The sequence below is a fragment of the Alcanivorax limicola genome (assembly GCF_019931215.1).
In the GTDB taxonomy this organism is placed as follows: Bacteria; Pseudomonadota; Gammaproteobacteria; order Pseudomonadales; family Alcanivoracaceae; genus Isoalcanivorax; species Isoalcanivorax limicola.
This window is the reverse complement of sequence record NZ_JAIOUB010000001.1, coordinates 1259113-1283703: the sequence shown is the minus strand read 5'-3', so window position 1 is coordinate 1283703 and position 24591 is coordinate 1259113. Positions and strand designations below refer to the sequence as shown.

The window sequence follows — 24591 nt, the reverse complement described above, 5'->3', positions numbered from 1 at the left end:
GAGCGCAGCGAATCGGACTGGCGCACCAGCGCACCGCCGCCGCCCCCTAAAACAACCCGAACACCCCATCCGGCGTAATGCCCAGAAACCGGAACCAGGTCTCCCCCAGCACCACAATAGATACCCAGCCCGCCAGCATCATGATGATCCCGTAACGGAAGCCGTCGCCCAGACTGTAGTGGTCCGTCTCATACAGCAGTGCCGCCGGCTTGCTGTTGAATGGCAGCACATAAACATGCTCGATCAGAAAGGCCACCGGCAGCGCCAGACTGATGACGCTGTAGCCCAGTGTCTCGGCAGCGCCAATGGCAATGGGCACGAACAGCATGGCACGCATGGTTTTGGCCTGGGACACCAGCGCGCTGAGCGCCATGATTGCGGTCAGCAGCAGATAGACCGCCCAGAAGGGCGTATTGCTGTCGATCCCGGCGTAGCCAAAAAAAGCACCAACGCTGATTTCCGGTAACCCGGTCTGGGCAAACCCGGCACCCAGGCAATAGGCACCTGCGGAAAACAGCATCAGGTGCCAGGGGATATCCACATCATTCCACTCGACAATGCCGATGCGCGGCAGTAGCGCCACAATACCGCCCAGCAGGGCGACGGCTGTTGCGCTGATGCCGTGCCAGCGGTCGGTGATCCAGAGCACCAGAATGGCCAGAAACAACACTGCGGCCCGTACCTCGGTCCACGACAATTTCCCCATCTTCTCGTACTCGGCCTGTAATCGTTCCAGCCCTCCGGCGACCTGGGGAATGCGCTCCTCGGGCGCCAGCGGGAAGAACACACGGGAGCCGAGGATGTAGCCCAGCAGCATCAGACCGACCATGGTCGGCAACATGGCAATCATCCAGTCACTAAAATAGACACTGCCGGATATCGCACCACTGATCAGTGCCACGGCCAGCAGGTTCGCCCCGGAGCCGGTCATGAAGGCGCCCGCGCCGAGGTTGATGCAAAGCAGGTTCTGCAGAACGATATTGCGGCCGAAGTTGTTCTTGCCATCGCCCGGTCGGGCGCCGTACATCGCAGCGATGACCATGAACACGGGTAACAGAATGGCGGCTTTGGCCGTGGTGGCCGATATGAAGGCGGACATGACCGTATTGATGACGATAAAGCTCAGAAACACCCCGGATGCCCGGTGCCCGAACCGCAGCACCAGCCAGACCGCAAAGCGCCGCGCCAGTCCGGTCTTGACCAGCATGCTGGCGAGAATAAAAGACATGATGTTGAGCCACATCACCGGGTGGCCCAGCTGCGCGTAGGCTTCGCGCTCGCTTAGAATGCCGGTCGCGATCAGCCCGAAAATGACAATCAGGGAGACCAGATAATTGGGCAACGCCGCAGTGGTCCAGAGAATCATGGCGGCGGCGAAGACCGCCAGCATCAACTGATTATTGCGGATCAGGTCGGTGAGCCCGATTTCAGCAAGACGTGCTGCGGCGGCGCCCGATACGGTGGTCGGGTCCAGATTGAGCAGAAAGCCCGGCATCCAGACATAGCCGAGCACGACGAAGGCCAGCACAGCCAGCGGGATACCCAGCCGGGCGAGCCACAGCTCAATGCCAGAGCGCGCACGTCGCGGCAGACGGTCGATGCGATAATGGTCCATTTCCAGTGGATCAAAATCAGGGCGCTGTGTACTCATTCGGGTTGAATACTCATCTGAGCAGCGGTGCTTGCGGCACCAGCCCCATGGTTTCGCGCAATGCCGTGACGTAGCTGCGATTGCGCCAGGCATCCAGACCGATGAGCGCGGCGGCTTCTTTCACCTGATCCGGATGTACGGACTCAATGCAAAGGGATTGCAGGCTGGCGCCATTGATCTCCAGCTCTACCAGTTCCCCCATGCACTTGTTCTGGTTATCAGTCTGGTCCTCGCCGGGTCGCTCGCCCAGCGCATAACGCATGCGCTTTTTTTGCAATGCCACAGCGATCATGTCCGGAAAACGATAAAAAAAACGGGTGTTGAGGTCATGCTCGTCAAGCAATGCCGGCCCGGTTTCCATCGTCAGGCCGGCGGTGGCAATGCGGAGAGGCACAAGCACCTGTGCCTGAAACGTGTCGGCAGATACCGGCAGAGTGGCTGAGCCCGCAGGTGCCCACTGTTCAAGTTCGCCGAGTGTCTGCACAAGCGCCTTGGTCTGCAGTTTGCCCGCGCGGATCTTGATGTTCAGATTCGTATTGTGACGGGAAATCAGATACCACTCCTGGCTCACTTTCATATCCATGAAGCGCCCGTACTCGAGCAGGCGGTATTCGAGCGCGCCAAAGTGTTTTGCAAACGCCCGCCATTCGAAGCGGTTCCCGGTGTCTGCCATGATGTTGTCCCCGCCCAGCTGACTGCCCACTCTGTCCATGGCCCATTGTCTACGCCGACGAGAAGGCCGCGCTTGATCTGCATCAAAGAACAGGGAGTGCTGTTTGTTGATCTGCATCAATAGTTGCCGGTGCGGTGCCCGCCTTTATTGATCTGGCTCAAGCTGGGAGAGGGGAGACGTATGCGCTAATGGAGACCGCGTTTCGTGCGCACCGCATACCGGAGGAGGGTTTCCCATGAAAATAAGGACAAGGTTGATATCAGGTTTGCTGCTGATGGCGTCGGCAATACCGGTTACTGCACTTGCAGATACCACCGATGATCTGATCAGAACGCTGCTGGAAAAAGGCATTCTCAGTGACGCTGAGGCCGCGTCGTTGCGCGCCGAGCCGCCGGTGGTGGATCGCCATCCCGGCATGAATTACGAACCGACCACGCGCATTGAAGACGAACTTACACGGACGCGCGTGAACAAATTCCGGGTAGAAAGCGCAGATGGCGCACATCGCTTCGGCGTACGCGGCCGGGTGATGTTCGATCACGCGCGCTTGCAGGACCCGTACAAAACCACGGATGACGACCGTCTTGATCGCGGTGATCTTGGCCGATCCGGCACTATCATCCGCCGCGCGCGGCTGGCCTTGCTGGGCCTCGCCTATGATCGATGGGAGTGGCAGATGGAGGTGGATTTTCGTGACCCGGATACCTACGGTATTGAAGAGGGTGACGATATAGAAGGCATTCGGTTCGCCAACACCTATGTCGCCTACCTGTTTGATGAGGGGCGCCTGGCCTTCGGTTACTTCAAGGAGCCGTTCAGTCTGGAGAGTTCCACCAGCTCCCGCCGTATCTCGTTCATTGAGCGCGCCTCGCCTGTCGATGCCTATCGTCCTGACAGGCAGCTCGGCGTGATGTATGAAACCTTGCGGCCTGAATGGTATGCGGCCCTCGGCCTGTTTGGGACAGATGTGTCCCGACGCCGGGACGTCAATGAGGGCTGGTCGGTGGCGGGTCGCAGTTCCTTTGCGCCCTATGTTGATGTCAACAGAGGCATCTGGAGTCACCTCGGCGTGTCAGCGAACTACCGCAGTAATTCCTATGTGCATGAGAAGAGTCGTGGTCGTGACAGGGACTATGACAGCGTCCGCATGCGCAGCCGGTTGGGTACGCGTGCCATTGATGGGCGGGTTATCGGGCGGCGTGATTTCGAGGATGTGAAGTACTTTACGACCTATGCACTCGAAGCGGCTTACGGCGTGGGGGCACTGTCTTTCCAGGGTGAATATCTGGTGCAGGATCTGCGCCGGGACGCCAACGCGCACGGCTTCACCGGTGACCCGGCCACTGATCCCCTGTCGTTGTCCAACGGTGGCTACTATGTGCAGAGCAGCTACTTTCTGACTGGTGAGCGGCGTAACTATCGGGCGTTCAGCGGTGATTTCGGCCAGACCCGTGTGTTGCAGCCGGTCAATCAGGGCGGCTTTGGTGCGCTGGAGTTGTTGGCCCGCTATGCCTATGCCGACCATACGGATCACCATGATGCGCGTGGTGCCCAGGAACTGGATCATTACACCCTGGGTGTGAACTGGTATCCCGTGGACGACATCGTGGTGAAGTTCAACGCCATGTATGTTGATGCCTCCACGTCCAGCCGCGACCTGCCGGTGGGCGAGACCAAAGACTGGACCAGCATGGTGTACGCATTGCGCATCCAGTTCGAATTCTGAGCTGGTGCCCCGGTGCGCCAGTCCGATTCGCTGCGCTCAGCACACCCTGCATCGCTCCCGTAGGGTGTGCTTCGCAAAGCGAAGCGCACCACACCCGCAGATACCGCGCGCGCCCTTATCCCTAACGCAACACCGCCAACATCAACCGCACCGCTTCCTCACTGACTTCTTCCATATCCTGACGATCCACATAGATGCCGTCGTTGAGCAATTTGCACAGCCCGTGCAGCGTTGCCCAACTGGCCTGCGCCAGCCGTAACGGTTTGCTGCCTTCCGGTAGCGTCCCGTTCTGAAACAGCCCTGCAATCCGGTCGGCATAGTGTCGAAAGGCGGCGAACGCTGTGTCGCGCAGGGCGTCGGTGGGCTCGCCGCTTTTCCACAGGGGGCGCCCGAACATGAGTTCGTAACGCTCCGGGTGATCGGTGGCAAAGCGCAGATAATCCCGGACAAAATCACGTAGCCCCTCAGCGGGATCGTTGCCGGTGCCAAGGCGCGCGTTGTCAATCATGGCTTTCAGATCGCGGAAGCCTTCCTCCGCCAGGGCGCTGAGCAGGGCATTCTTGTCGCGGAAGTGGTGATAGGGCGCCATGCGGGAGACGCCGGTGCGCTCCGCCAGTTTGCGCAGGCTCATGCCGCCGATGCCGTCTTCACGCAGCAGCTGGTCTGCCTCGCGCAGCAGCGCGGCGCGCAGATCGCCGTGGTGGTAGCCAGGCTTGTCCTGGTGGGTGGCCATAGTGCATCCCTTTGAGTCTTGACACCGTCAAGATAGCCTCTTATCTTGACGATGTCCAGATGGTCGGCGCAGGCCGATTGATCTATTACCGAACCGATGTACTGCTGAACCGATGAGGTCCGCCATGAGCGCTGCCGCCAATACCGTAAGTTCCCCCTATCCGCATATGCTGGCCCCCCTGGATCTGGGTTTTACCACCCTGAAGAACCGGGTGGTGATGGGCTCCATGCACACCGGGCTGGAAGATCGCATCTGGCATCGGCGCAAGCTGGCGGAATACTTTGCAGAGCGGGCGCGGGGGGGCGTCGGCCTGATCATCACAGGCGGCTTCAACCCCAATCGCAAGGGCTGGTTCTACCCGTTCTCCGGCGCCATGCTCAATAATGCGGATGCGCTGACCCATCGTGTGGTCACCCGCGAAGTGCACAAGGCGGGCGGCAAGATCTGCCTGCAGCTTCTGCATGCCGGGCGTTACAGCTATCACCCTCTGTCCCGGTCAGCCTCTGCGATCAAGTCACCGATCAACCCCTTCAAACCCAAAGCCATGTCCACCCGTGAAGTGAGACAGACGGTGAAAGATTTTGCCCGGGCCGCCAGGCTGGCAAAACGCGCCGGCTACGATGGCGTCGAGATCATGGGCAGCGAAGGCTACCTGATCAATCAGTTCACCGCGCCGCGCACCAACAAGCGCACGGATGAGTACGGTGGCAGTGCAGAAAATCGCCGCCGTTTTCCGGTGGAAATCGTTGAGGCAACCCGCAAGGCCTGTGGCGATGATTTCATTATCGTGTTTCGTATGTCGGTGATGGAGCTGGTGCCGGACGGGGCGACACAGGACGAGATTCTGGCGTTGGCGCGCGCACTGGAGCAGGCCGGTGTGACCCTGATCAACAGCGGCGTTGGCTGGCATGAGGCACGCGTGCCCACGATTGTCACCTCGGTGCCGCGTGCTGCCTTTGCTGAAGCAACACGCCGGGTCAAGGAGGTGGTCAGTATCCCGGTGATTGCCTCCAACCGCATCAACACGCCGGACGTCGCCGAGCAGATCATCGCCGGCGGCCAGGCGGATATGGTGTCCATGGCGCGACCGATGCTGGCGGATGCGCATTTCGTCAACAAGGCCGCGGAAAATCGCGCCGACGAAATCAACACCTGCATCGCCTGCAACCAGGCGTGTCTGGACCACACGTTTGAATTGAAACGCGCCTCCTGCCTGGTCAATCCGCAGGCCTGTTACGAGACCGAGCTGGTGTATCTCAAAACGCGCAACCCGAAGAAGGTTGCGGTGGTCGGGGCCGGCCCGGCGGGCTTGTCGGCCGCGACGGTGGCAGCGGAGCGTGGCCATGATGTCACGCTGTTTGATGCGTCGGATCGCATTGGCGGCCAGTTCAATATGGCTGCACGAATTCCGGGCAAGGAAGAGTTCTGGGAAACGATTCGTTATTTCGGCAAGCGTATCGAGCAGACGGGCGTAAAGCTGAAACTGGGTCACCGGGTTGCACCGGGAGAACTGGAAGCTGCAGGTTTTGATGAAGTGATCGTGGCGACCGGCGTGACGCCGCGGCGTCCTGCCATTGAGGGCATCGACCATCCGATGGTGCTCTCATACGTCGATGTGCTACTGGGCAAGGTCACGGTGGGGGCGCGGGTGGCGCTGATCGGCGCAGGGGGCATCGGTTTTGATGTGGGCGAGTTTCTGGCGCACGACCATGGCGCACCGCAGCCGCAACCTCTGGACGAATGGGCGCGAGAATGGGGTGTGGATTTTCTCAGCGACGCGCCGGGCAATCTGGCGCAAGCCCAGCCGGTGCCGTCTGCCCGCAAGATATATCTGTTGCAACGCAAGGCCAGCGCGCTGGGCAAAAACCTCGGCAAGACCTCTGGCTGGGTTCACCGCGCCACCCTGAAGATGAAAGGTGTGGAGATGATCGGCGGTGCCACCTATGAGCGCATTGATGACAAGGGGCTTTACATCAGCATCGGCGGTGAAGAGCAATTGCTGGAAGTGGATAACGTGGTTATCTGCGCCGGGCAGGAATCACTGCGCGAACTGCGTGAGCGCGACAGCTACCACCTGATCGGCGGTGCCAGTCTTGCGGCGGAGCTGGATGCGAAGCGGGCCATTCGTGAAGGTGCCGAGGTGGCTGCGAAGCTGTAGCAAACGGATCACAGGGCCAGGGATGGCCCGGTTAATTCATTTCAGTACCTGATTAGTGCCGGCACCTGATTAATTACAGTACTGGCCGTAACGCCCCAGCGCACGGTGCGAAGAACGGTCGATCATATCAACCCAGACGGTGATTTCCTGCTGGTCGCGACGGTTGGTGAAATCGGCAAATTCGCGCACTTGCAGAGCGCTCTCGCTGTCGACCCGGTCACCCGGGCGAGGCGCCTCGCCACGAATCAGTTTCAGCAGTGCCTGGCTGCCGCCACCGAGATTGACCATGATATAGCCGCACTCTTGCTGGCTGAGAATCACGGTGCCGCCGCTGGCAGCCTGTGCTGCACCGGTCAGCATCATCAGCCCTGTCAGAGCGCTTGTCATGCCTGTGATCACCGCTCTCATGAGAACCCCCCTCACCCTGTCGTCCTTTTTTTGGCTGGGCGTAAGCATACACAAGCAGGCGCCGCCACGGGTGGTCATTTGTGACCATTTTGTGGCGAATTGGCGCATCTTCACAGGCGCGTCGGCCAATCGTTGAGGTCAGGCGGGCGGCGGTGCCCGCGTTATCGTGCCAGTTGCAGGCAGATCCGGGCATCGTCGCCAGCGCTGAGCATGGCTTCCTGCTCTCTGGCATGCCACGACACATCCTTGTTGCTGTACCGTGCCCCCGAGCCGGAGGGTTCCTGCATCAACACGTGCGATTCATTCGCCAGGGTCAGCGTGGCGCTGTCGCCGCCATATTCGACGGTCACAACCAGATCATTCGTGCAGTGATAGCGGATTCGGTTCAGTGGATCGGTGGTCGTATTCTGTCTCAGTGTCGGTGTTTCGGCCGGCGGCAGTATCACGGGCGTCGACACAGCCGGTGCTTGCCGTGCACTGCTGTCATCGCAGCCGCTGGCCATGAATAGCGAGGCGGAGAGCAGGGCGGACAGACTCAATAGTCGTATGCAGGGGGCAGGCATCTTGCGCATGGGGGAGTCTCCGGCTGTCCTTGTCAGAGACTGATTATGCGTCGATTGGTGTGCGTTGTGCCAGATGAGCGCCCTGAAGTCAGGCGATAGTATCAGAGCCGGGCAGCAACAGGATGCGCGGCCCGTGAAGGCCGGGCACTCTGTTGCGCGGGCACCTTGTTGTGTCAGCGCTGCACCGTTATTTCAGTTCGCGGGAGCTGAGCCCCAGCAGGCGGCGAGCGATGATCAGCAGCTGGATCTGTTGCGTGCCTTCAAAGATATCGAGAATTTTCGAATCCCGCGCCCATTTCTCCAGCAACTCGTGCTCGGTGTAACCCAGGGTGCCGCACAACTCCACACAGCGCAGGGTGATGTAGTTGCCGACGCGCCCCGCCTTGGCTTTCGAGATGGACGCTTCGACCGAGTTGGCAATGCGGTTGTCGGCCATCCAGGCGGCTTTCACCGTCAGCAGATAGGCGGCCTCCCATTCGGCTTCCATGGTGTACAGCTCGGCTTCTACCGCGCTCACGTTGCCAATGGGCTTTTCGTAATCCAGGTTGACGTGCCCGGCCAGCAGTTCGCGGGTGCGGTCCAGTGCCGCCTTGGCGCAACCCAGTGCGAAACAGGCCACCAGCGGTCGCGTATTGTCGAAAGTTTCCATCACTCCGGCAAAGCCCTTGGCGACATCGACTTCCGGGTTGCCGAGCAGGTTTTCCTTCGGCACGCGACAATCATTGAAATTGATCGCTGCCGTATCGGACGCGCGAATGCCGAGCTTCTTCTCCAGGCGCGCCAGCTCCATGCCCGGTGTGCCCCATTCCACGACGAAGGACTTGATCGCTGCGCGGCCCAGGGCCGGATCGAGTGAGGCCCAGACGACCACACAGTCCGCCCGCTCGCCGGAGGTTACATAGATCTTTTCGCCGTTAAGCACATAGTGGTCGCCATCTTCCTTCGCGGTGGTGCGAATCGCGGCAGAGTCAGAGCCGGCGCCGGGCTCGGTGATGGCCATCGCGGCCCACTTGCCCTTGAAGCGCTGCAATTGCTCGTCGTTGGCGACAGCCGCAATGGCGGCATTGCCAAGACCTTGCCGGGGCATGGACAGCAACAGGCCCACATCGCCGTAGCACAGCTCCAGTGCGCCCAGGCAGGTGGTCATGTTGGCGCCATTCTTGACGCCGGTGGCGGTGTCCTTGCTGCGTCCCTTGCCGGTCTGGCTGGCGCCGGCGCTGGAGGCAGGATCACCGTCGTTCATACCGTCGAGTACCGAGGCGAGCATATCCAGCTCTTTCGGGTATTCATGCTCGGCACGGTCATACTTGCGTGAGATGGGCCGGAATACACTCAGGGCAACCTGATGCGCATTGTTAACCAGCGGTCTGATTTTTTTCGGCAGATCGAAATTCATTGTCGTGCTCCTCCGCTGATCAAAGATGCAGGCCGCTGAACATGACACCCACGGCCCGGAGGTCGCGGTACCAGCGTTCAACAGGGTATTCATGGGTGAAGCCGTGGCCGCCGAGCAGCTGCACGCCATCGGTGCCGATCTTCATGGCCTTTTCCTTGCACAGCGTGCGCGCGATATGCGCTTCGCGTTTGAAGTCCTTGCCCTGTTCGGCGCGGCTTACCGCACGCCAGACCAGCATGCGCATGGCATCCACTTCGATCGCCATGTCAGCAATCAGGAATGCCACAGCCTGGCGATAGCTGATGGGTTCGCCAAATGCCTTGCGCTCGTTGCAGTAGGGCACAACGTAATCCAGCACCGCCTGGCAGTTGCCTACCGCCAGGGCGCACCAGGCGAGGGTGCCCAGATCAATGAAGGCACGATAATCAAAGTCATCGGCGCCGAGACGTTGTGCAGCGGATACCGTGACATTTTCCAGAATCAGCGGCCGCTGGCCGCTGGCACGCACGCCCATGGCGGGGTCTTCACCCGCGCTGAGTCCCTCGGTGCCGCCTTCCACGATGAATACGGCGGGGCCGTCTTCGGTCTGGGCGGCTACCAGAAACAGTTCGGCCTCGGCCGCCAGCGGCACCATGGCCTTGGTGCCGTTGAGCACATAGTTGTCACCGTTGCGCACGGCTGTGGTGCTCAGGTTCATGGGATCGAACATCAGCTGCGCTTCGGTGACGGCGATGGCGGCCTTGGGGGGCGCTTCGCCCGCAAAAGCCGGCAGGTAACGCGCTTGCTGGTCCGCTGAGCCCCATTGGGTCAGCGCATTGGCCACGCCCATGGGCGATAGAATGGCTACAGCCTGACCCATGTCTCCCCAGCCGAGATCCTCGGCGACAAGCATGGTGGTGACCGGCGATCTTTCACTGGCGGCGCCGCCCAGCGATTCCGGTACGGCAAAGAAATTCAGGCCCAGCTCCAGCGCTGCGGCCAGCGTCTCATCGCTGGTGCGCTGCGCCGCATCGGCCTCTTCGCCGCGGGGGCGTAGTACTTCCTGCGCAAAGCCCTTGACTGAATCACGGATCATCTGCTGTTCGTCCGTGATGTTCAGGTCAAACAGATCGGTAGTGTGTCCCGGCGCGGTCAGGCGCTCTGGCTTATCCAGCTTTTTGCTGTTGCCGAATGTGCGTGCAGACGTAGTGATGACACGAAACCCGGTGCGCGTGAGTGAATAGGCGACGCGCTCGATCAATCGACGCAGTCCGAGGCGGTCGAGCAGGTTGGAACTGGCCATTTTGTTCAGCCCGGTCAGGGCGTAGCCAACGGCATCTTTGGCCATATCGGAATCCCTCGTTATGCGGAAGAAGTGGGGATTGATTATGCGCTGGCGTTAACAGCTCACAATGACTTCCTCGCCGGACGAGGCTGGCCGTAAGGCAACTGCGACACAAAAAAAAGGCGCCTCTGAGGGAAGAGGCGCCTGGAAGCCGCATAATGTATGCGGGAGTCAAACTCAGTTATTCATACTTTCACATCTGCGATCAGTTGCTGCACAGCAAGCGGATGGCGCAGAGAATTTCAGACAAGGGGTCCAGGACCGGATCCAGTGCGTCCACGAGGCCGCCGCTGAGATCAATCAGGTTGCCGGTTGACAGATCCAGGATGTTGACAGCCAGCAGGTTGCCGACATCAGCATCCAGTAGCGCACCGTTGAGCAAGCTGGCCTGGACCAGCGCCTCGACACCAAAGTTGGCGAACAGCTCGTTGAGCACGGGCACCTGATCCAGGCCGCCTTGCAACTCACCCAGCACCATGTTCAGTGCGTCTTCCAGTGGGCCAGGCAGCACGCCCAGGCCGTTGGGCTCAAGGATGTCCAGGTTGATACCCAGGAAGCCGCCCTCGCCAATCAGTGCTTCTGCCAGCAGGCCCGGGATCTGCTCCGGGTCGCCGCCGGTGAAGGCATCTGCCAGCTCCTGCAGTGCCAGCGGATCCAGTGCGATATCCAGCGCCAGGGTGCAGTTTTCACCCGGCGTGGAGGGATCACAGATAGCGATCAATGTGTCTTCGAACTGCACACCGTCGAAGCCATCCAGGCCGCCTTCCGGAATGCCGGGCACCAGGGGCAGTTTGATGATCAGCAGGTTGTCGAGGCTGCCAGTGCCGCCTTCACCGTCGCTGAGCTCCAGGTTGCCGAGCAGGGTGTCACCGATAGTGTTCAGCAGGTCGCCCAGCCCCGGGATCTGGCTGATCAGTTCGTCGTTCAGCAGGACAACCACACCGCCGGTGCGGAACTCGCTGTTGAACGGTGCTTCCAGGGAGTTGCCGGCCAGGTCGCGGATGTTGGTCGTGATGGCCACATCATAGTTTTCCTGCATGACCAGAGGCGCGTCTGGCTGGAAGGTCGCGACTTCAGCGTTCACATCAAAGGTACCGGTGATCACCTGACCATTGTCGCGACGGGTGACGGTAACGGTGCTGTCGTTGACCGTGGCGGGCAGTACCGGCTCGTTGAAGGTGATAATGATGGACGCGCTGGTGGACACGAGCGTTGCGCCGTCAGCCGGGTTGATGGCCTCCACGCGTGGCTGCTCATTGTCAACTTCACCGCCGGTGGCGAAGGTACGGTCGCCGGCTTCGCCTTCCGCAAGGAACTTCGTCGGCAGCGGATCCACACACTCTGCAGCACGGAGTTCCGGACCGATGGTCAGCGTGTGCAGCGTGTTTGCCGCCAGGTTCATCTCCGGCGTCAACGTTACGGTGCGCCCGTTAATGGTGTAGGTGACCGGTACCGGTGCGCCGTTGGCGGTGATGAACAGCGTAGTTTCGTTGACCGAGTCTGCCGCGACCGGCTCATTGAAACGTACCACCGGGGAAATGTTCTGGGGTACGCCGGTGGCGCCGTCTGCGGGCACGATGCCATCCAGTTCAAACAACTGTGTCGGATCTTCGCAGAAGGTTTCGTCGCGCGGATCTTCACCGTTGTTGCCACCACTCCCGTCCGGCAGATCAATGCGCGGATCGCCGGGACGGTTGCTGCCGCCGCAGGCGGCGAGACTGGTGGCTACCAGGCCTACCATGACCAGTTGAAGCCATTTTGCATGTTTCGTTTTCATGATCGTTCTCCAATAAATTCCGGTAATCAGCGACGCTTCATTTCTTCACGAGTGGCCTGTACGACGGCTTCAACACGACGGTTGCGAGCGCGGCCTTCCTCGGTGCTGTTGTCGGCGATTGGTTGTGTCAGGCCCATGCCTGAGGTGCGGATGCGACTGGAATCAATGTTGAACTCTGAAATCAGCACGCGCATGACAGCGTCAGCCCGGCTCAGAGACAGATTCTGGTTATACGAGGCGCTGCCGGTGCTGTCGGTATGACCTTCCAGCAGGACTTCGCTGTCCGGGTATTGCACCAGGACCTCGGCAAGCTGGCCGATCTCCTCGAAGAACGCAGGTTTCACGGTGGTGCTGTCCAGATCAAACTCGACGTACAGCGTGATGTTGACGCTCTCGGTCAGCATGATCGGGCAGCCGACATCGTCCACCAGGGCGCCGGCCGGCGTGTCCGGGCACTGATCCAGATGGTCGGGTACGCCATCACCGTCGCTATCCATCCAGATTTCTGAACGGGGTGTTGCGACCGGTGCGGCGGCATAGCGTTTGCCGAACAGGAAATCCAGGGCAACAAACGGCTGCGTGTCGATGAATCCGTCTTCGAGTTCGACCAGAGCGCGCAGGCCACCGTCGAGCATGAAACGGGTACCCAGCAGGCGCTGCAGACCGCCTTCCAGCACGATAGCGTCTTCGCGCTTTGTGCCGAAGCCGTCGACCTTCAATCGGTGGTAGCCATAGCCGGCACCGCCGTAGGGGACAAAACCTGCCAGCGACATTTCGTGCCAGTGCGCCCGGCCGGTGAGCGAGATCAGCCTGCTATCGACGTCGATATCGGTCTGCCGTGTTTCAGTGTCGCCCTCGCCATACTGGAGCTGTGCGGAGAAACGCGGATTGAAGCGGTAGCCGGCATGGATGGCGTACTGCCAGAAGTTGTGGATGTTATCGAGGTTGTCGCGTCCTTTGCCTGTATCGAAGTGTGAACCCTGAACCCCGACATACCCGAATGATTCCGGCCACCGCTGATCAGCCTGGGCGCTCGCTGCGCTCAGCAACAGTGCCAGACCGCCGATGATGGCGGACTGTGAAATAAAAGCTTTCATGGTGTAACCCCTCTTGATGACTCCCAAAAACCGCAATGCGCAACCGGGGCAGACCGGTTCGCGAAGTAATGATGATGGATAGCCGGCTCAAAAGGGGCGAGGTGGCCTCGAAGGTGGCTGGTCGTGCGGCGGCGGCTTGGCAATCTTTGCCGGGTGGTTTGGAAAAAGTCATTAAATTCAGTGGGTTGGGATTGGTGTGCTGGTGCTGTTGGTGTCTGGTGGCAGGCAAGCTATGTAGTACTTTTGTCAAATCGTGTGTGTGAGCTTTGCGTGAGCGGTGGGGTGAATACCTGCGGTTTACAATAATCGGAGCCGCCGGTGAGAGGATCAGGCGCTCTATCGGAGTGTCAGGGGTATTTGTGTAGCGGAGTGTAATGCGGCGGAAAAGATTTGATACACCTGCCAGTGTAAGATAATGCTTACAAGATTAATGGCGAATATCTTACAAAGAGCGTGGTGGATAACTTACATTCCTGTTGCGCCCCTGCCGGTGGCTGAGGCGGAAGCGGTCGCGAAAATGAAAAAGGCGCCCTCCAGGGCGCCTTTTCATTTCCCGTGGGGAAAACCGCACTTATTCGTACACAGCGTCTCGCGCCGTGGCTCTGAGGATGGCCTCAACCCGGCGATTCTGTGCCCGGCCCTCAGCCGTACTGTTGTCGGCAATCGGTTCCCCCGGGCCCTTGCCCTCGGTGTCAATGCGTGCCGGATCAACGTCGTAGTGCGCGACCAGGGCTTCCTTGACCGCCTCTGCCCGTTGGGCTGAGAGCTGCTGGTTGTAGGCGACGGCGCCGGTGCTGTCGGTGTGTCCTTCCAGCAGCAGCCTGGCATCCGGGTACTGACGCATCAGATGTGCGATCAGGCCGAGTTCCTGAATGGATGCCTCACGCAGCACCGCCCGGTTCAGCTCGAACTCCACATACAGGGTCTCGCGGACATCCCGTTCCAGATACACCTGACAACCCTGCTCATCGACCATGGCGCCGGCAGGGGTGCCCGGGCATTGGTCAAGGTAATCGGGTACACCGTCGCCATCACTGTCCAAGGGGCAGCCCCGTTCGTCTACCGCCACATTCGGCGGGGTGTTCGGGCAATCATCACGGTAATCCGGCACGCCATCCCCGTCGCTGTCGACGGTGCGTGGATCAACCGGCGGTGCGGGGGCGGGCGCCGGTGCGGGCTGGCGTTGACCCATAACGAAATTCAGAGCTGCGTAGATTTCGCCTTCCAATGCATTACGTGAGGCTGCGCGCATCGGCCGGGCGCCCAGATCCAGGATCCAGTGCTCTGACAGACGGCGCTGGGCCCCGAACTCGATACCGATCAGTTCCTGTTCGTGGCGGACATTGCTGCCCTGACGGTCAAAACGGATCTGGCCAGCGGCAAGGCCCGCATAAGGTTCGAAGCCGACCAGTGACGTGTCATGGAAATGATGACGGACGGACAACAACGCGACGCCAGCATAGATGCGCGGTCCGGGCCTGCCCTTGACGACATTGTTGCGTTCCCACCAGACCTGAGCAGACCAGTTTTCGTTGAAGCGCGCGCCCGCCTGTATACCCGGCAGGGTGACTTCTTTGACAGATATCTTGTCGGTATCAAACCAGTACTGGCTGATATGGCCGCCCACATAGCCATAGTGATCGGGGATCTCGTGCGCAGACGCGTGGGTGGCAACGAGCGTCAGCGTAAATGCCATGGCAAGCAGGCGTTTTCCGGTAAGTATAAGGGAGTGGTGTGTCATGGATTCCTTCCTGACTGGTGAAGAGAGTGCAATACGCGCCGTCGGGGGAATGTACATCGGATACAGTGGGCACGTATGCGGGCTGGTCGAGGTTTTCGTGGCAAAATGGTAGGTCCTTTGCCCGGGAGACGCAACGCTGATAGCCCGATGATGTGACGGCTCAGGCAGTTTTCAGTGTGTGCTACGCAGGTGTTTGCGTATCCGTAGCCCCCGGTAGCGGCCCTTGCTTGCGGGAATTGTACAACGCGTAATCTGCGTCGTTGAGCAGGGCCTGCATGGTGCGACTACTGGTGTCCGTGGATGCGACACCGACGCTGGCGCCGAGGGTAATTTGCTGCACATCGCCCTGTACCGATTGCCGGGCCAGCCGCTCGCGCAAGTTGTCACTGATGCGCAGGGCATCACGTAGCCCAGTGTGGGGTAACACCAGAATGAACTGAGCGCCTTCGAAGCGGCCGAACAGATCGCTTTCGCGGATTTGCGCCCGAACCTCCCGCGCCAACAGTTGCATTGCCTTGTCGGAGGCGTGCCGCCCGAGTTGATCTATGATGTCCCGATTGTTCTGCAAATCAATCAGCAATACGGACACCGGATAATCATGACGGCTGCTGAGCGCCAGTTCCCGCTCCAGCATATTGAGCATATAAGGGCGGTTGTACAGGCCGGTGAGATGGTCGTGCCGCGCCAACTGCTGCAGGTAGCTGTTGTGCCGGATCAGGGCGGCATTGATGCAGCTGACGGGATAGATGACGGCGGGCATGATCAGCAGCGGAATAAGCACGGACAGGCCGATAGCAAAGAGCCAGTTGCGCTCCCCGGTGGCGAGAATGCTGATGACCGTCACGACAACGGAGACCAGGAGTACCAGCAGTGTCAGTTGTGTGGCGCGGGTAATACCGCGCAGGCGATCCTGGCTGGTGACTTCAGGCTCCATGTCCTGCAGGTTTTGCTCATCAAGCGACTGATTCCAGAATCCCATCGTATCCCCGGCTCGGCGCGCAGCGTTTTGCTTTTATACCGTCTGATGTCGAACAGTCTAGCGCAGCCATGCACCGTACCGGTAGGGGGTAGGCTCACTGGCCGAGCAGATCCCGTTTGAGCCGGTCATTGTACGGATCGTTGCCGAACCAGATGTTCAGATAGTGAAGGGCGAACTCGTCGCCGCTCTCCGTGGCCAGCGGCTCTCCGTTCAGGCTCAGCAACAGTCGGCCGTCCGGCGCATAGTCCAGTTGATAGGTGTCACCGTCCCCGATATCCCGGTAATGGGCATTGAAGGCCTTGATGCGGGGCTGTAGTGCGGCGAATACCTCGGGCTCGGCGTTCCGCTTGATCATGGTCTCTGCGGCCTCCGCGAAAGCATCTCCCGGGACGTCGCGGCGATAGGAGAACTGCAAGCGCAGCGGGGCTTTCAACGGCAGAGCGTTGCGTGCGCAATCGTCCAGCGACAAGCGTGCTTCGCCGACGCGGATAAAGCGCAGGGCGCGAACGTCACCGCGCGTGCAGGCCTGCATGTCGGGCGCGTCGGCCCCGAAAAAGGATGCCGGGTCTGGCAGGTCGTCGGCCACAGCGGCATGGCTCAGGGCAAGTACTGCAACGGCCGACAGTATGATAGTGCCCAGGGCGGAGCCTGTTTGTGAGCGGATAACGGAATAAGTCATAAACGTCCTCGCACCCAGCGCACCATGCCGCCCAGCACCGGAATATGCTCATACAAGCCCTGGCTGCTGTCCCAGAAATCCTGGTGCAGCGTGATTTGCCCGGCGTCATTAAAGCGCAGATGCGTCATGCCGATGGTGCGGCTGTCCACGTTGCGCCCGGTGACCGTGAACCGCGTGCGCATGGTCCAGCGTACATAGACATCGCCGTTGTCCTGGACCCAGCTCAGCACCTCAACGTCCACCTCGTCCACCGCATCGCCGGTGCTGACCAGATACTCGGCCAGCCGGGTGCCGGATGTAGCGGTGTGCAGTGTGTCGTTAAAGAACAACTGATCGGCATAGGCGGCACGGGCCCGATCGCCGACATCATCATGGGTCAGGTGTGTAAAAACAGCCACGAAGCGTTCCACGCCAGCCGCGATGTCGGTATCTGTGCTGGCGGGGAAGCGCTCAAGCGCCGCCATATACTGGTCTGTAAAGTTCGGTCCGCGCTCGCGACCCGCGCAGGCACTGGTGCCCAGCGATATGGCCAGGAGCAACAAGAGAAAGCGAATGACACCGGGGGATGAGTTCATGTGGCAATGGTTGTCCTCCAGCGGTGAACCGCCTGTGAAGGGCCTGCGGCGACCGCGTCGCGGCGGCTTCACAGCCCATTCATGACAGCACGATTATGCTTGAATCCTGCTCGTATGCGTCGCGCTGCGAGCCCACTCCTCACGCGATGACACTTATGAACGTCCTCCGAAATCTGAAGATGCCACCTGCTGCGATAGTGGGGAATTTTGTCTTCTTCCAGGTGCTGTGGTTTGCCGCCATTCTGGGCGCAGCACGTGGTGTGATCTGGCCGGTACTGCTGGTGCTGGCGATGCTGGTGGGGTGGGCGCTGGCGCACGAGCGCAATGTCCGTCAGGAAGTACGGATGCTGATGGCCGGGCTCGTCGTCGGTGCCATTGCTGAACTGGTCTGGCTGAATGCAGGCGTCATCAGCTATCGGACTGCCTGGAGCGCCCATTTCGCACCGATCTGGATATTGGCGCTGTGGGCGGGCTTTGCAGTCAGCTTCAATTACAGCCTGGGCTGGTTGAAAGGGCGGCCGTTTGTTGCGGCGGCTTTTGGTGGCTTTGGCAGTGCGGGGTCCGTGGTTGGCGGGGTGCGTCTGGGCGCCGCCGAGGCACCCGAGGGCTTGCTGTTGCTGGCCATTTGTTATGGTGTTCTCTGGAGCCTGATCGTGCCAATGTTGGCCTGGTGGGCGCAGCGTGGAGCGCCCGCGCAGAGGGTAGAAGGGAGGCGTCATGGATCTCGCTCAATTGCCTGAGATTGCAACCGACGGCATGGCCTGGCACCTGCTCATCATCAGCGCTGCAGGGCTGGCGCTGGTGTGCCTGCTCGGCTGGTGGGTGCAATGCCGCACCCTCAATGCGGCGCATGCTGATGTCATCTGGGCCTACGGTGTCGGTGCGGCGTCCCTGTTGTATCTGCTGCTGGGTAGCGGACCCGTGTTGCTGAGGCTGGTAACGGCGTGCCTTATCGGATTCTGGTCGTTGCGTCTGGGCACCCACATCCTGCGGCGCGTGATTGCCGAGGGCGGGCACGAGGAAGGCCGCTACGCGGCGATGCGCGAATCCCTGGGCGAGCGCATCAATACATTCCACCTGTTCTTCTTCCTGGGCCAGGGTGTGCTGGCGTGGCTGTTTGCGCTGCCGGCATGGGTTATCGCGCACCACGCCGGTGAGGTTTCGGTTGTCTGGCTGGTAGCGGGTGTACTGGTTGGCGTTGTCGCACTGGCGGGAGAAAGGGCCGCCGACAAGCAGCTTGATCGCTTCCGGCGTGATCCGGCCAACCGCGGCACGACCTGTCGCGAAGGGCTCTGGCGCTACTCGCGCCACCCCAACTATTTCTTCGAATGGTTGCACTGGTTCAGCTATCCGCTGCTCGCCGTCGGTGCGGCCTATGCCGGGTGGCTATGGCTGGCGCCCCTGTTCATGTTTCTGTTCCTCTGGTTTGTGACCGGGATTCCCTATACCGAGAAGCAGGCCCTGAAAAGCCGCGGTGATGATTACCGCGAATATCAACGCACAACCAGTGCCTTCATTCCCTGGAGACCACGTCATGGTCATTCAACTCGCTGAACGCCGCCTGCTGCCGGACAGCATGATCCGCCTCGGTATCCGTAAACTGCTCGGCCAGCGACTGCGGGATGAAAAGGCCGAAAATCCGGAACTGGTAGAGCGCCGCAAGCTGGCATTGATGGAACGACTGTCCGCCGGCCCGGTGGCAGAACAGCAACAGGCTGCCAACGATCAACATTACGAGGTGCCTGCTGCGTTCTATCTCAAAGCACTCGGGCCTCACCTGAAATATTCCAGCTGCATCTGGGACAGCGCCACCACCGATCTTGCCCAGGCAGAGCGCGCCATGCTGACACTGACCTGCGAGCGAGCGGCACTGGCCCCCGGCCAGCGCGTGCTGGAGTTGGGGTGCGGTTGGGGCTCGCTGTCGTTGTGGATGGCAGAGCATTATCCCGACAGCCAGATTACCTCGGTGTCCAACTCCGCCTCCCAGAAAGCCTTTATCGACGGCCGCGCGCGGGACAAGGGACTCACCAACCTGACGGTAATTACCGCTGACGCCGCGACCTTTGCGCCGGAGGGCCAGTTCGATCGCGTCGTCTCCGTGGAAATGTTCGAACACATGCGCAATCACCGCGAGCTGATGCACCGCGTACACGACTGGCTGGTGCCCGGCGGCAAGTTGTTCGTGCATATTTTCTGCCACAACGATGTTTTCTATCCGTTCGACACGGAAGGCGAGAAGAACTGGATGGGGCGCATGTTTTTCACTGGCGGCGTGATGCCATCCTTCGATCTGCTGGAGCGCTGCCAGGACAAGCTGACGCTGGACGAAAAATGGCGCGTCAACGGCACCCACTACTCCAGAACACTGGAAGCCTGGCTGGACAACACAGATCGTGATGAGAAGACCATCATGCCAATTCTCGCCGAGACCTACGGCAAGGCAGAAGCGAAGCTGTGGCTGCAGCGCTGGCGCATGTTTTTCATGGCCTGCTCCGAGCTTTTCGCTTATCGTGGCGGTGAAGAGTGGTTTGTTGGTCATTACCGCTTCAGCCGGCCCGACGCGTGACAGGTCGCGTGTTGCGACGTCGGGCGTCGCCACTCTCCTTCGCACTGGATGTTCTGATCTGAGGAAAGGTCATGGCCGATCGCCGCTCTGGCGTGCAGCACCGTCTTACCCGCGTTTACCTGTTGCAGGTCGTGCTGATCAGTCTCGCCACGGTATTCGGTGTCATGGCTACGGCCAAGATTATTGAGCACGTGCTGGTCAAGCAGGCGCTCAAGCGTGAAGCGGAGCACTTCTGGGCCCTCTACGATACCGATCCAGAATTTTCGCGCCCGGATACCCGGCACATGCTGGGGCTGCTGACGCAGCCGGATGGCACCGGCGATCGCATACCGGAGAGCTTCCAGTCCCTGGCGCCGGGGTATCATCGTGTCGATCTGGCCGGCGACCGACCGATAGTTTTTGTCGAGGATTATGCCGGCGCCCGCCTTTATCTGATATTCGATGAACGCCGCGTTGCTGCCCTGGCGCTGGTATTCGGCGTGCTGCCCCTGACCGGCGTGCTGCTGGTCATCTATTTGATGTCGTTTATCACCTGGCGAAAATCACGGCAGTTGATGTCGCCGCTGGTGCAACTGGCGGAAATGCTGCGGGGTGCGCCGATTACAGATCCCCGTGCCGCGCGTCCCGAATTTGATCTGATCGAAACCGAAGCTGATTCCGAGGTGGCCGTGCTGGTTGCGGCGCTGGAAGCCTATGCCGATCGGCTACTGGATTTCGTCGAGCGCGAACGTCAGTTTACCCGCGACGCCAGCCACGAACTGCGCACGCCGCTGGCGGTGATCCGCGCCAATCTTGAGCTGCTCGGCGCCCGTTTCCCCGATGTGCCATCGGTGCAGCGCATTGAAGACACGGTGGGCGATATGGAAGCGTTGATTGCCACGCTGTTGCTGTTGGCGCGCAGCGAACATCGCCAATTGCCGGAAGAGCGCCTGATCGTCAATGATCTGGTGTTGAATATGGTCGAACGTTTGCAGCCGCTGTCTGCCAGCAAGAACGTGGCGTTGCGTTCTGAGCAGCGCAGCATGCTCAAGCTGACGGCGCCGGAGCAGGTGTTGTCCATCGTCATTACCAACCTGGTCCGCAATGCGATCAACTACACCAACTCCGGGTCGGTGGAGGTCATCGTGGGCAAGAACGATGTCATCGTGCGTGACACGGGACCGGGCATTAATCCTGACGATCTGGAGCGGTTATTACAGCCGTTTGAGCGTGGGGTGGGGTCCAAGGAAGGCGGGCACGGTCTGGGGCTGGCTATCGTGCAGCGGCTGTGTGAGCGTTTCAAATGGAAGTTGGAAGTTGCCAGCGAAGTGGGGCACGGCACGCAGGTGCGTATTTCATTCCCTGCCTGGCAGACCTGGTCGAAGTTTTAGCCTGTCTGGTTAGCATTAATCCGAGATCAACAAAAAAGGCGAGCACGTGGCTCGCCTTTTCTGTTTTGCGCGGTAGGTGCTGCGGGTGTCAGGCAGGCTGACGGATGCAGAAGCCGACGCCGGGCATGGTTTCCAGCAGGTGCACATCGAACGGTTTGTCCACCGCCTTGCGCAGGTTGTACAGATGGCTGCGCAGTGCATCGGAGTCCGGCACCAGATCGCCCCACAGTTCCTGCTCCAGCTGCTCGCGGCTTACCACCTTCGGCGTTTCCCGCATCAGAATGCGCAGAATGCGGAACGCGGTCGGTGACAGTTTCAACACCTGACCGTCGCGGCGGACTTCCTGGCGCGCCGGGTCCAGTTCCAGATCAGCCACCGCCAGAATGTGCGGGGCCACTTCGCGGCGCTCGCGCCGTACCAGTGCCTGAATGCGGGCAGACAGCTCGGGCAAGGCGAAGGGCTTGATGAGATAGTCGTCGCCGCCGCGGGAGAAACCTTCGAGTTTGTCGTCCAGCTGATCGCGTGCGGTCAGAAAGATCACCGGCGTATCCAGCGTCAGATCGTTGCGCAGATACTGGCACAACGAGTAGCCATCTTCGCCGGGCAACATGATGTCCAGCAGAATCAGATCGTAGTGGTGTTCGCGCAGCAGCTCCCGCGCCAGGCCGCCGTCGCCGGCATAATCAGCGGAAGCGCCCAGCTCTTCCAGGTATTCAACCACGGTCTGGGCCAGTTGGCGGTGGTCTTCCACCAGCAGTATTGCGAGTTTTTCCAGTGGTCGGGTCATGGCAGCCTGTTCCTTTATCTCTGATGTGATCCGTTATAGATATCACTATCGTCCTGATGACCGCGTCAAGGCAACATCAAGGCCGCGACCGTACGTCGGCTGGCTGCGACAATACGCCACATTGTTCGACCGACACCTTCCCGGAATACTGTACGCCGTTTTCCGGAGCCCCCACATGACCTGTATCAAGCGATTTGCGCATCCAGATGCCCTCCGGGCAAGCGTATTGGCTCCTGTATGGGCTGGTCTGCTGGGGGCTGCGGCCCTGATGGGGGCATCGGCATCCCATGCCGATCATGCCCCCGGAGAGGCGCGTGAGGCGGCGCAGGGTGCCCGACTGGAGCGGGTCGAGGTGCGGACTGAGGCGGCAGACACGAGCCTTTCAGCCACCGCAGCTGACAAACTCGAGCCCTTTTTCCGTGCTTCCCGCGCTCAGGCGCTGCTGGACGGGGAGCAGTGGCGGGAGGGCCATGCGGCCAGCCAGGAGGATCTGTTCAAGCGCGTGCCGGGTGTCTGGGTCACCAATCAGAATGGCGGTGACGATGTAAGGCTGGCGATTCGGGGTTCGGGAATTTCCAGCAACAGCTTCGGGCGGGGGGTGCGCTCTTATCAGGATGGTGTGCCGCTGGGCAGCCTGGACGGCGGCACCACTAATCAGCTGCTCGACCTGCTGGCCTATGATCATGCCGAGATTTATCGCGGGCCGGCCGGCCTGGCGTTGGGGGCGGCGACCACGGGTGGGGTGATCAACTATGCCAGCCGCACCGGTCGCAACACGCCCGGATGGCTGCTGCGCAGCGAAGCAGGCAGCTTTGGCTACCGGCGTAACCAGATTGCCCACGGTGGTGCCGCCGGGGACGTCGATCACTTCGTCAGCCTCAATCACAGCTATCTCGACGGCTTCCGTGACCAGTCGCGGCAGAACGCGCTGCGCTTCAACAGTAATGTCGGCTTTCGGTTGCGCGACGATATCGAGAATCGCACGTACCTGTTTCTCACTGATGCGCAGTTGCAACTGCCGGGCGCGATCCCGCTGGATCAACTGAACCGTGATACCCGCCGCGATGCGGCAGCCTTCAACCGCCAGTATGATGCCGACCGCAACTGGCAAGATGCCCGCTTTGCCAATCGCACGCTGTGGCAGATTGATGCGCAGCGCAGCCTGACCACCAGCTTTTTTCTGAACCGGGGACGGCTGGATCATTTGCCAACGCCGTTTGTGGGCATTATCGACAATCGCGTCGAGAGCCATGGCTTGAGTGTGGATTACAACGCCACCGACAGCGCTGGCCATTCGCTGGTTGCCGGCGTGCGGGCAGGGCAGGGCAGTGACGATCTGGCGCGCTTCCAGCAAACCACCGACGGCCAGCGCAAGGGCAATCAGACCTTTGATGCGCGCTTGCGCACGCTGCAATTCGAGGCCTATGCCGAGCGCGGCTGGCAGGTCAGCCCGCGCTGGCGCGTCAACCTGGGTGCCCAGGCGCTGCACTCGCGGCGGGTGTTCGATGATTTTCAGCGCGACGTGCCACCGCCGTGCCCGGACTGCGCGCCATTCCCTCAGCCGTCAGCGGACCCCGACGACAACAGCTATACCGTGACCTATCGCGGTGTCTCGCCCAAGCTGGGCGCCACGTTTGAATGGGTGCCGGGGCAGATGGCCTTTGTGCAACTGGCGCGCAGTATCGAAGGCCCGTCTTCCTCCGAGCTGGGCAACAACCCGGAACCCGCCGCTCTGGATCAGCAGGATGCCGTCACTGCCGAGATCGGTACGCGCGGCGTGCTGGAGTGGGGTTACTGGGACCTGGTGCTTTATCAGACGCGCATTGATAACGAAATTCTGAACCTGGATCTGGATGGCGCCTCGGGCACGTTTAATGCGCGCGGCGAGACGCGCCGCTACGGCGTGGAATTCGGCGGTGGCGTGCATCTTGCGGATAGCCTGTTGCGCGGCGGCGATAGTGTGATGCTGACAGCCGTATACAACTGGTCCGACTTCCGCTTTGATGACGACCCGGATTTCGGCAACAGCCGCCTGCCCACCATTCCGCAGCATACGGTGTTTGCCAGCCTGCGCTACAGCACGGTGGACGGTGTGGTGATTGCGCCGAACATGCGCTACGTCAGCGATTATGATCTGACCTACAGCAACGATGGCGGGCGTTTGTGGCGGGCACCGTCGCACACGTTGTGGGGGCTGACGGTCAGCAAGGCATTCGCCAACGGGCTGCGCCTGTTTGTCGACGGCCATAACCTGACCGATGAAGTCTATGTCGCCACAGGCTCGCCCACGGTGGCGGCGAATCCGATGAGCAGCGCGGCGGCCATCACGCCTGGCGCGCCCCGCGCCTGGTACGCGGGCGTCGAATACCGTTATTGAGTGAACCAACT

At 60.6% G+C, this 24591-nt stretch carries 21 protein-coding genes; 7 read left to right on the top strand and 14 right to left on the bottom strand.

The features are described 5' to 3' along the window. Positions 1 to 46: 46 nt before the first annotated feature. Both K8B33_RS05675 and K8B33_RS05670 read right to left on the bottom strand, forming a co-directional pair. Positions 47 to 1651: an SLC13 family permease gene (locus K8B33_RS05675; RefSeq protein ID WP_223424283.1), complete on the bottom strand. Its 1605-nt coding sequence runs from the start codon at positions 1649 to 1651 to the stop codon at positions 47 to 49. Between the two features lie 13 nt (positions 1652 to 1664). Then, complete coding sequence (locus K8B33_RS05670; RefSeq protein WP_223424281.1) at positions 1665 to 2324, bottom strand: hypothetical protein; 660 nt, start codon at positions 2322 to 2324, stop codon at positions 1665 to 1667. 235 nt (positions 2325 to 2559) lie between these two features. Between K8B33_RS05670 and K8B33_RS05665 the strand changes: the two genes are divergently transcribed. Then, positions 2560 to 4050, top strand: a complete 1491-nt coding sequence (locus tag K8B33_RS05665; RefSeq protein ID WP_223424279.1) for an OprO/OprP family phosphate-selective porin — start codon at positions 2560 to 2562, stop codon at positions 4048 to 4050. A 121-nt stretch (positions 4051 to 4171) separates the two neighbouring features. Here K8B33_RS05665 and K8B33_RS05660 read toward each other — a convergent pair whose 3' ends face one another. Next, the gene (locus K8B33_RS05660; RefSeq protein ID WP_223424277.1) at positions 4172 to 4783 is read right to left on the bottom strand and encodes a TetR/AcrR family transcriptional regulator; all 612 of its coding nucleotides are present in this window, start codon (positions 4781 to 4783) and stop codon (positions 4172 to 4174) included. A 124-nt stretch (positions 4784 to 4907) separates the two neighbouring features. On the opposite strand from K8B33_RS05660, the gene K8B33_RS05655 reads away from it, so the two are divergent. Continuing rightward, a complete protein-coding gene (locus K8B33_RS05655) occupies positions 4908 to 6941 on the top strand; it encodes an NADPH-dependent 2,4-dienoyl-CoA reductase (protein ID WP_223424275.1) in 2034 nt (677 codons plus the stop codon). A gap of 69 nt (positions 6942 to 7010) precedes the next feature. Here the strand turns inward: K8B33_RS05655 and K8B33_RS05650 are convergent, their stop codons facing one another. From K8B33_RS05650 to K8B33_RS05605, 10 genes are all read right to left on the bottom strand, one after another. Continuing rightward, positions 7011 to 7328, bottom strand: a complete 318-nt coding sequence (locus tag K8B33_RS05650; RefSeq protein ID WP_223424273.1) for a hypothetical protein — start codon at positions 7326 to 7328, stop codon at positions 7011 to 7013. Between the two features lie 182 nt (positions 7329 to 7510). After that, complete coding sequence (locus tag K8B33_RS05645) at positions 7511 to 7921, bottom strand: MliC family protein (RefSeq protein WP_223424271.1); 411 nt, start codon at positions 7919 to 7921, stop codon at positions 7511 to 7513. Between the two features lie 178 nt (positions 7922 to 8099). Beyond that, a complete protein-coding gene (locus K8B33_RS05640; RefSeq protein WP_223424269.1) occupies positions 8100 to 9308 on the bottom strand; it encodes an acyl-CoA dehydrogenase family protein in 1209 nt (402 codons plus the stop codon). Between the two features lie 19 nt (positions 9309 to 9327). Next, on the bottom strand, positions 9328 to 10635 hold the full coding sequence (locus tag K8B33_RS05635) for an acyl-CoA dehydrogenase family protein (protein ID WP_223424267.1): 1308 nt from the start codon (positions 10633 to 10635) through the stop codon (positions 9328 to 9330). A 202-nt stretch (positions 10636 to 10837) separates the two neighbouring features. Continuing rightward, positions 10838 to 12409 (bottom strand): Ig-like domain-containing protein, encoded by a 1572-nt coding sequence (locus K8B33_RS05630; RefSeq protein ID WP_223424265.1) that lies wholly within the window; start codon positions 12407 to 12409, stop codon positions 10838 to 10840. A 26-nt stretch (positions 12410 to 12435) separates the two neighbouring features. Next, positions 12436 to 13506 (bottom strand): OmpA family protein, encoded by a 1071-nt coding sequence (locus K8B33_RS05625; protein ID WP_223424263.1) that lies wholly within the window; start codon positions 13504 to 13506, stop codon positions 12436 to 12438. A gap of 571 nt (positions 13507 to 14077) precedes the next feature. Continuing rightward, a complete protein-coding gene (locus K8B33_RS05620) occupies positions 14078 to 15247 on the bottom strand; it encodes an OmpA family protein (RefSeq protein ID WP_223424261.1) in 1170 nt (389 codons plus the stop codon). 181 nt (positions 15248 to 15428) lie between these two features. Continuing rightward, positions 15429 to 16226: a GGDEF domain-containing protein gene (locus K8B33_RS05615; protein ID WP_223424259.1), complete on the bottom strand. Its 798-nt coding sequence runs from the start codon at positions 16224 to 16226 to the stop codon at positions 15429 to 15431. 94 nt (positions 16227 to 16320) lie between these two features. Continuing rightward, on the bottom strand, positions 16321 to 16905 hold the full coding sequence (locus tag K8B33_RS05610) for a chalcone isomerase family protein (protein ID WP_223424256.1): 585 nt from the start codon (positions 16903 to 16905) through the stop codon (positions 16321 to 16323). After that, positions 16902 to 17480, bottom strand: a complete 579-nt coding sequence (locus K8B33_RS05605) for a nuclear transport factor 2 family protein (RefSeq protein ID WP_223424254.1) — start codon at positions 17478 to 17480, stop codon at positions 16902 to 16904. Before K8B33_RS05605 ends, K8B33_RS05610 begins: the two co-directional genes overlap by 4 nt. A 155-nt stretch (positions 17481 to 17635) precedes the next feature. Between K8B33_RS05605 and K8B33_RS05600 the strand changes: the two genes are divergently transcribed. From K8B33_RS05600 to K8B33_RS05585, 4 genes are all read left to right on the top strand, one after another. After that, positions 17636 to 18220, top strand: coding sequence for a DUF2878 domain-containing protein (locus K8B33_RS05600; protein WP_223424252.1), 585 nt, complete (start codon positions 17636 to 17638; stop codon positions 18218 to 18220). Continuing rightward, positions 18198 to 19034 carry a DUF1295 domain-containing protein gene (locus K8B33_RS05595; RefSeq protein WP_223424249.1) on the top strand — a complete coding sequence of 279 codons (837 nt, stop codon included), beginning with the start codon at positions 18198 to 18200 and terminating at the stop codon, positions 19032 to 19034. The genes K8B33_RS05600 and K8B33_RS05595 overlap by 23 nt, the downstream gene beginning before the upstream one ends. Further along, complete coding sequence (locus tag K8B33_RS05590; protein ID WP_223424247.1) at positions 19015 to 20046, top strand: SAM-dependent methyltransferase; 1032 nt, start codon at positions 19015 to 19017, stop codon at positions 20044 to 20046. Before K8B33_RS05595 ends, K8B33_RS05590 begins: the two co-directional genes overlap by 20 nt. A 71-nt stretch (positions 20047 to 20117) precedes the next feature. Next, entirely contained in the window at positions 20118 to 21416 is a 1299-nt protein-coding gene (locus K8B33_RS05585) for a sensor histidine kinase (protein ID WP_223424245.1), read from the top strand. An 88-nt stretch (positions 21417 to 21504) separates the two neighbouring features. Here K8B33_RS05585 and K8B33_RS05580 read toward each other — a convergent pair whose 3' ends face one another. Next, positions 21505 to 22203: a response regulator transcription factor gene (locus K8B33_RS05580; RefSeq protein WP_223424243.1), complete on the bottom strand. Its 699-nt coding sequence runs from the start codon at positions 22201 to 22203 to the stop codon at positions 21505 to 21507. Between the two features lie 226 nt (positions 22204 to 22429). On the opposite strand from K8B33_RS05580, the gene K8B33_RS05575 reads away from it, so the two are divergent. Beyond that, the gene (locus tag K8B33_RS05575; RefSeq protein ID WP_223424240.1) at positions 22430 to 24580 is read left to right on the top strand and encodes a TonB-dependent receptor family protein; all 2151 of its coding nucleotides are present in this window, start codon (positions 22430 to 22432) and stop codon (positions 24578 to 24580) included. The last annotated feature ends 11 nt before the right edge of the window (positions 24581 to 24591 follow it).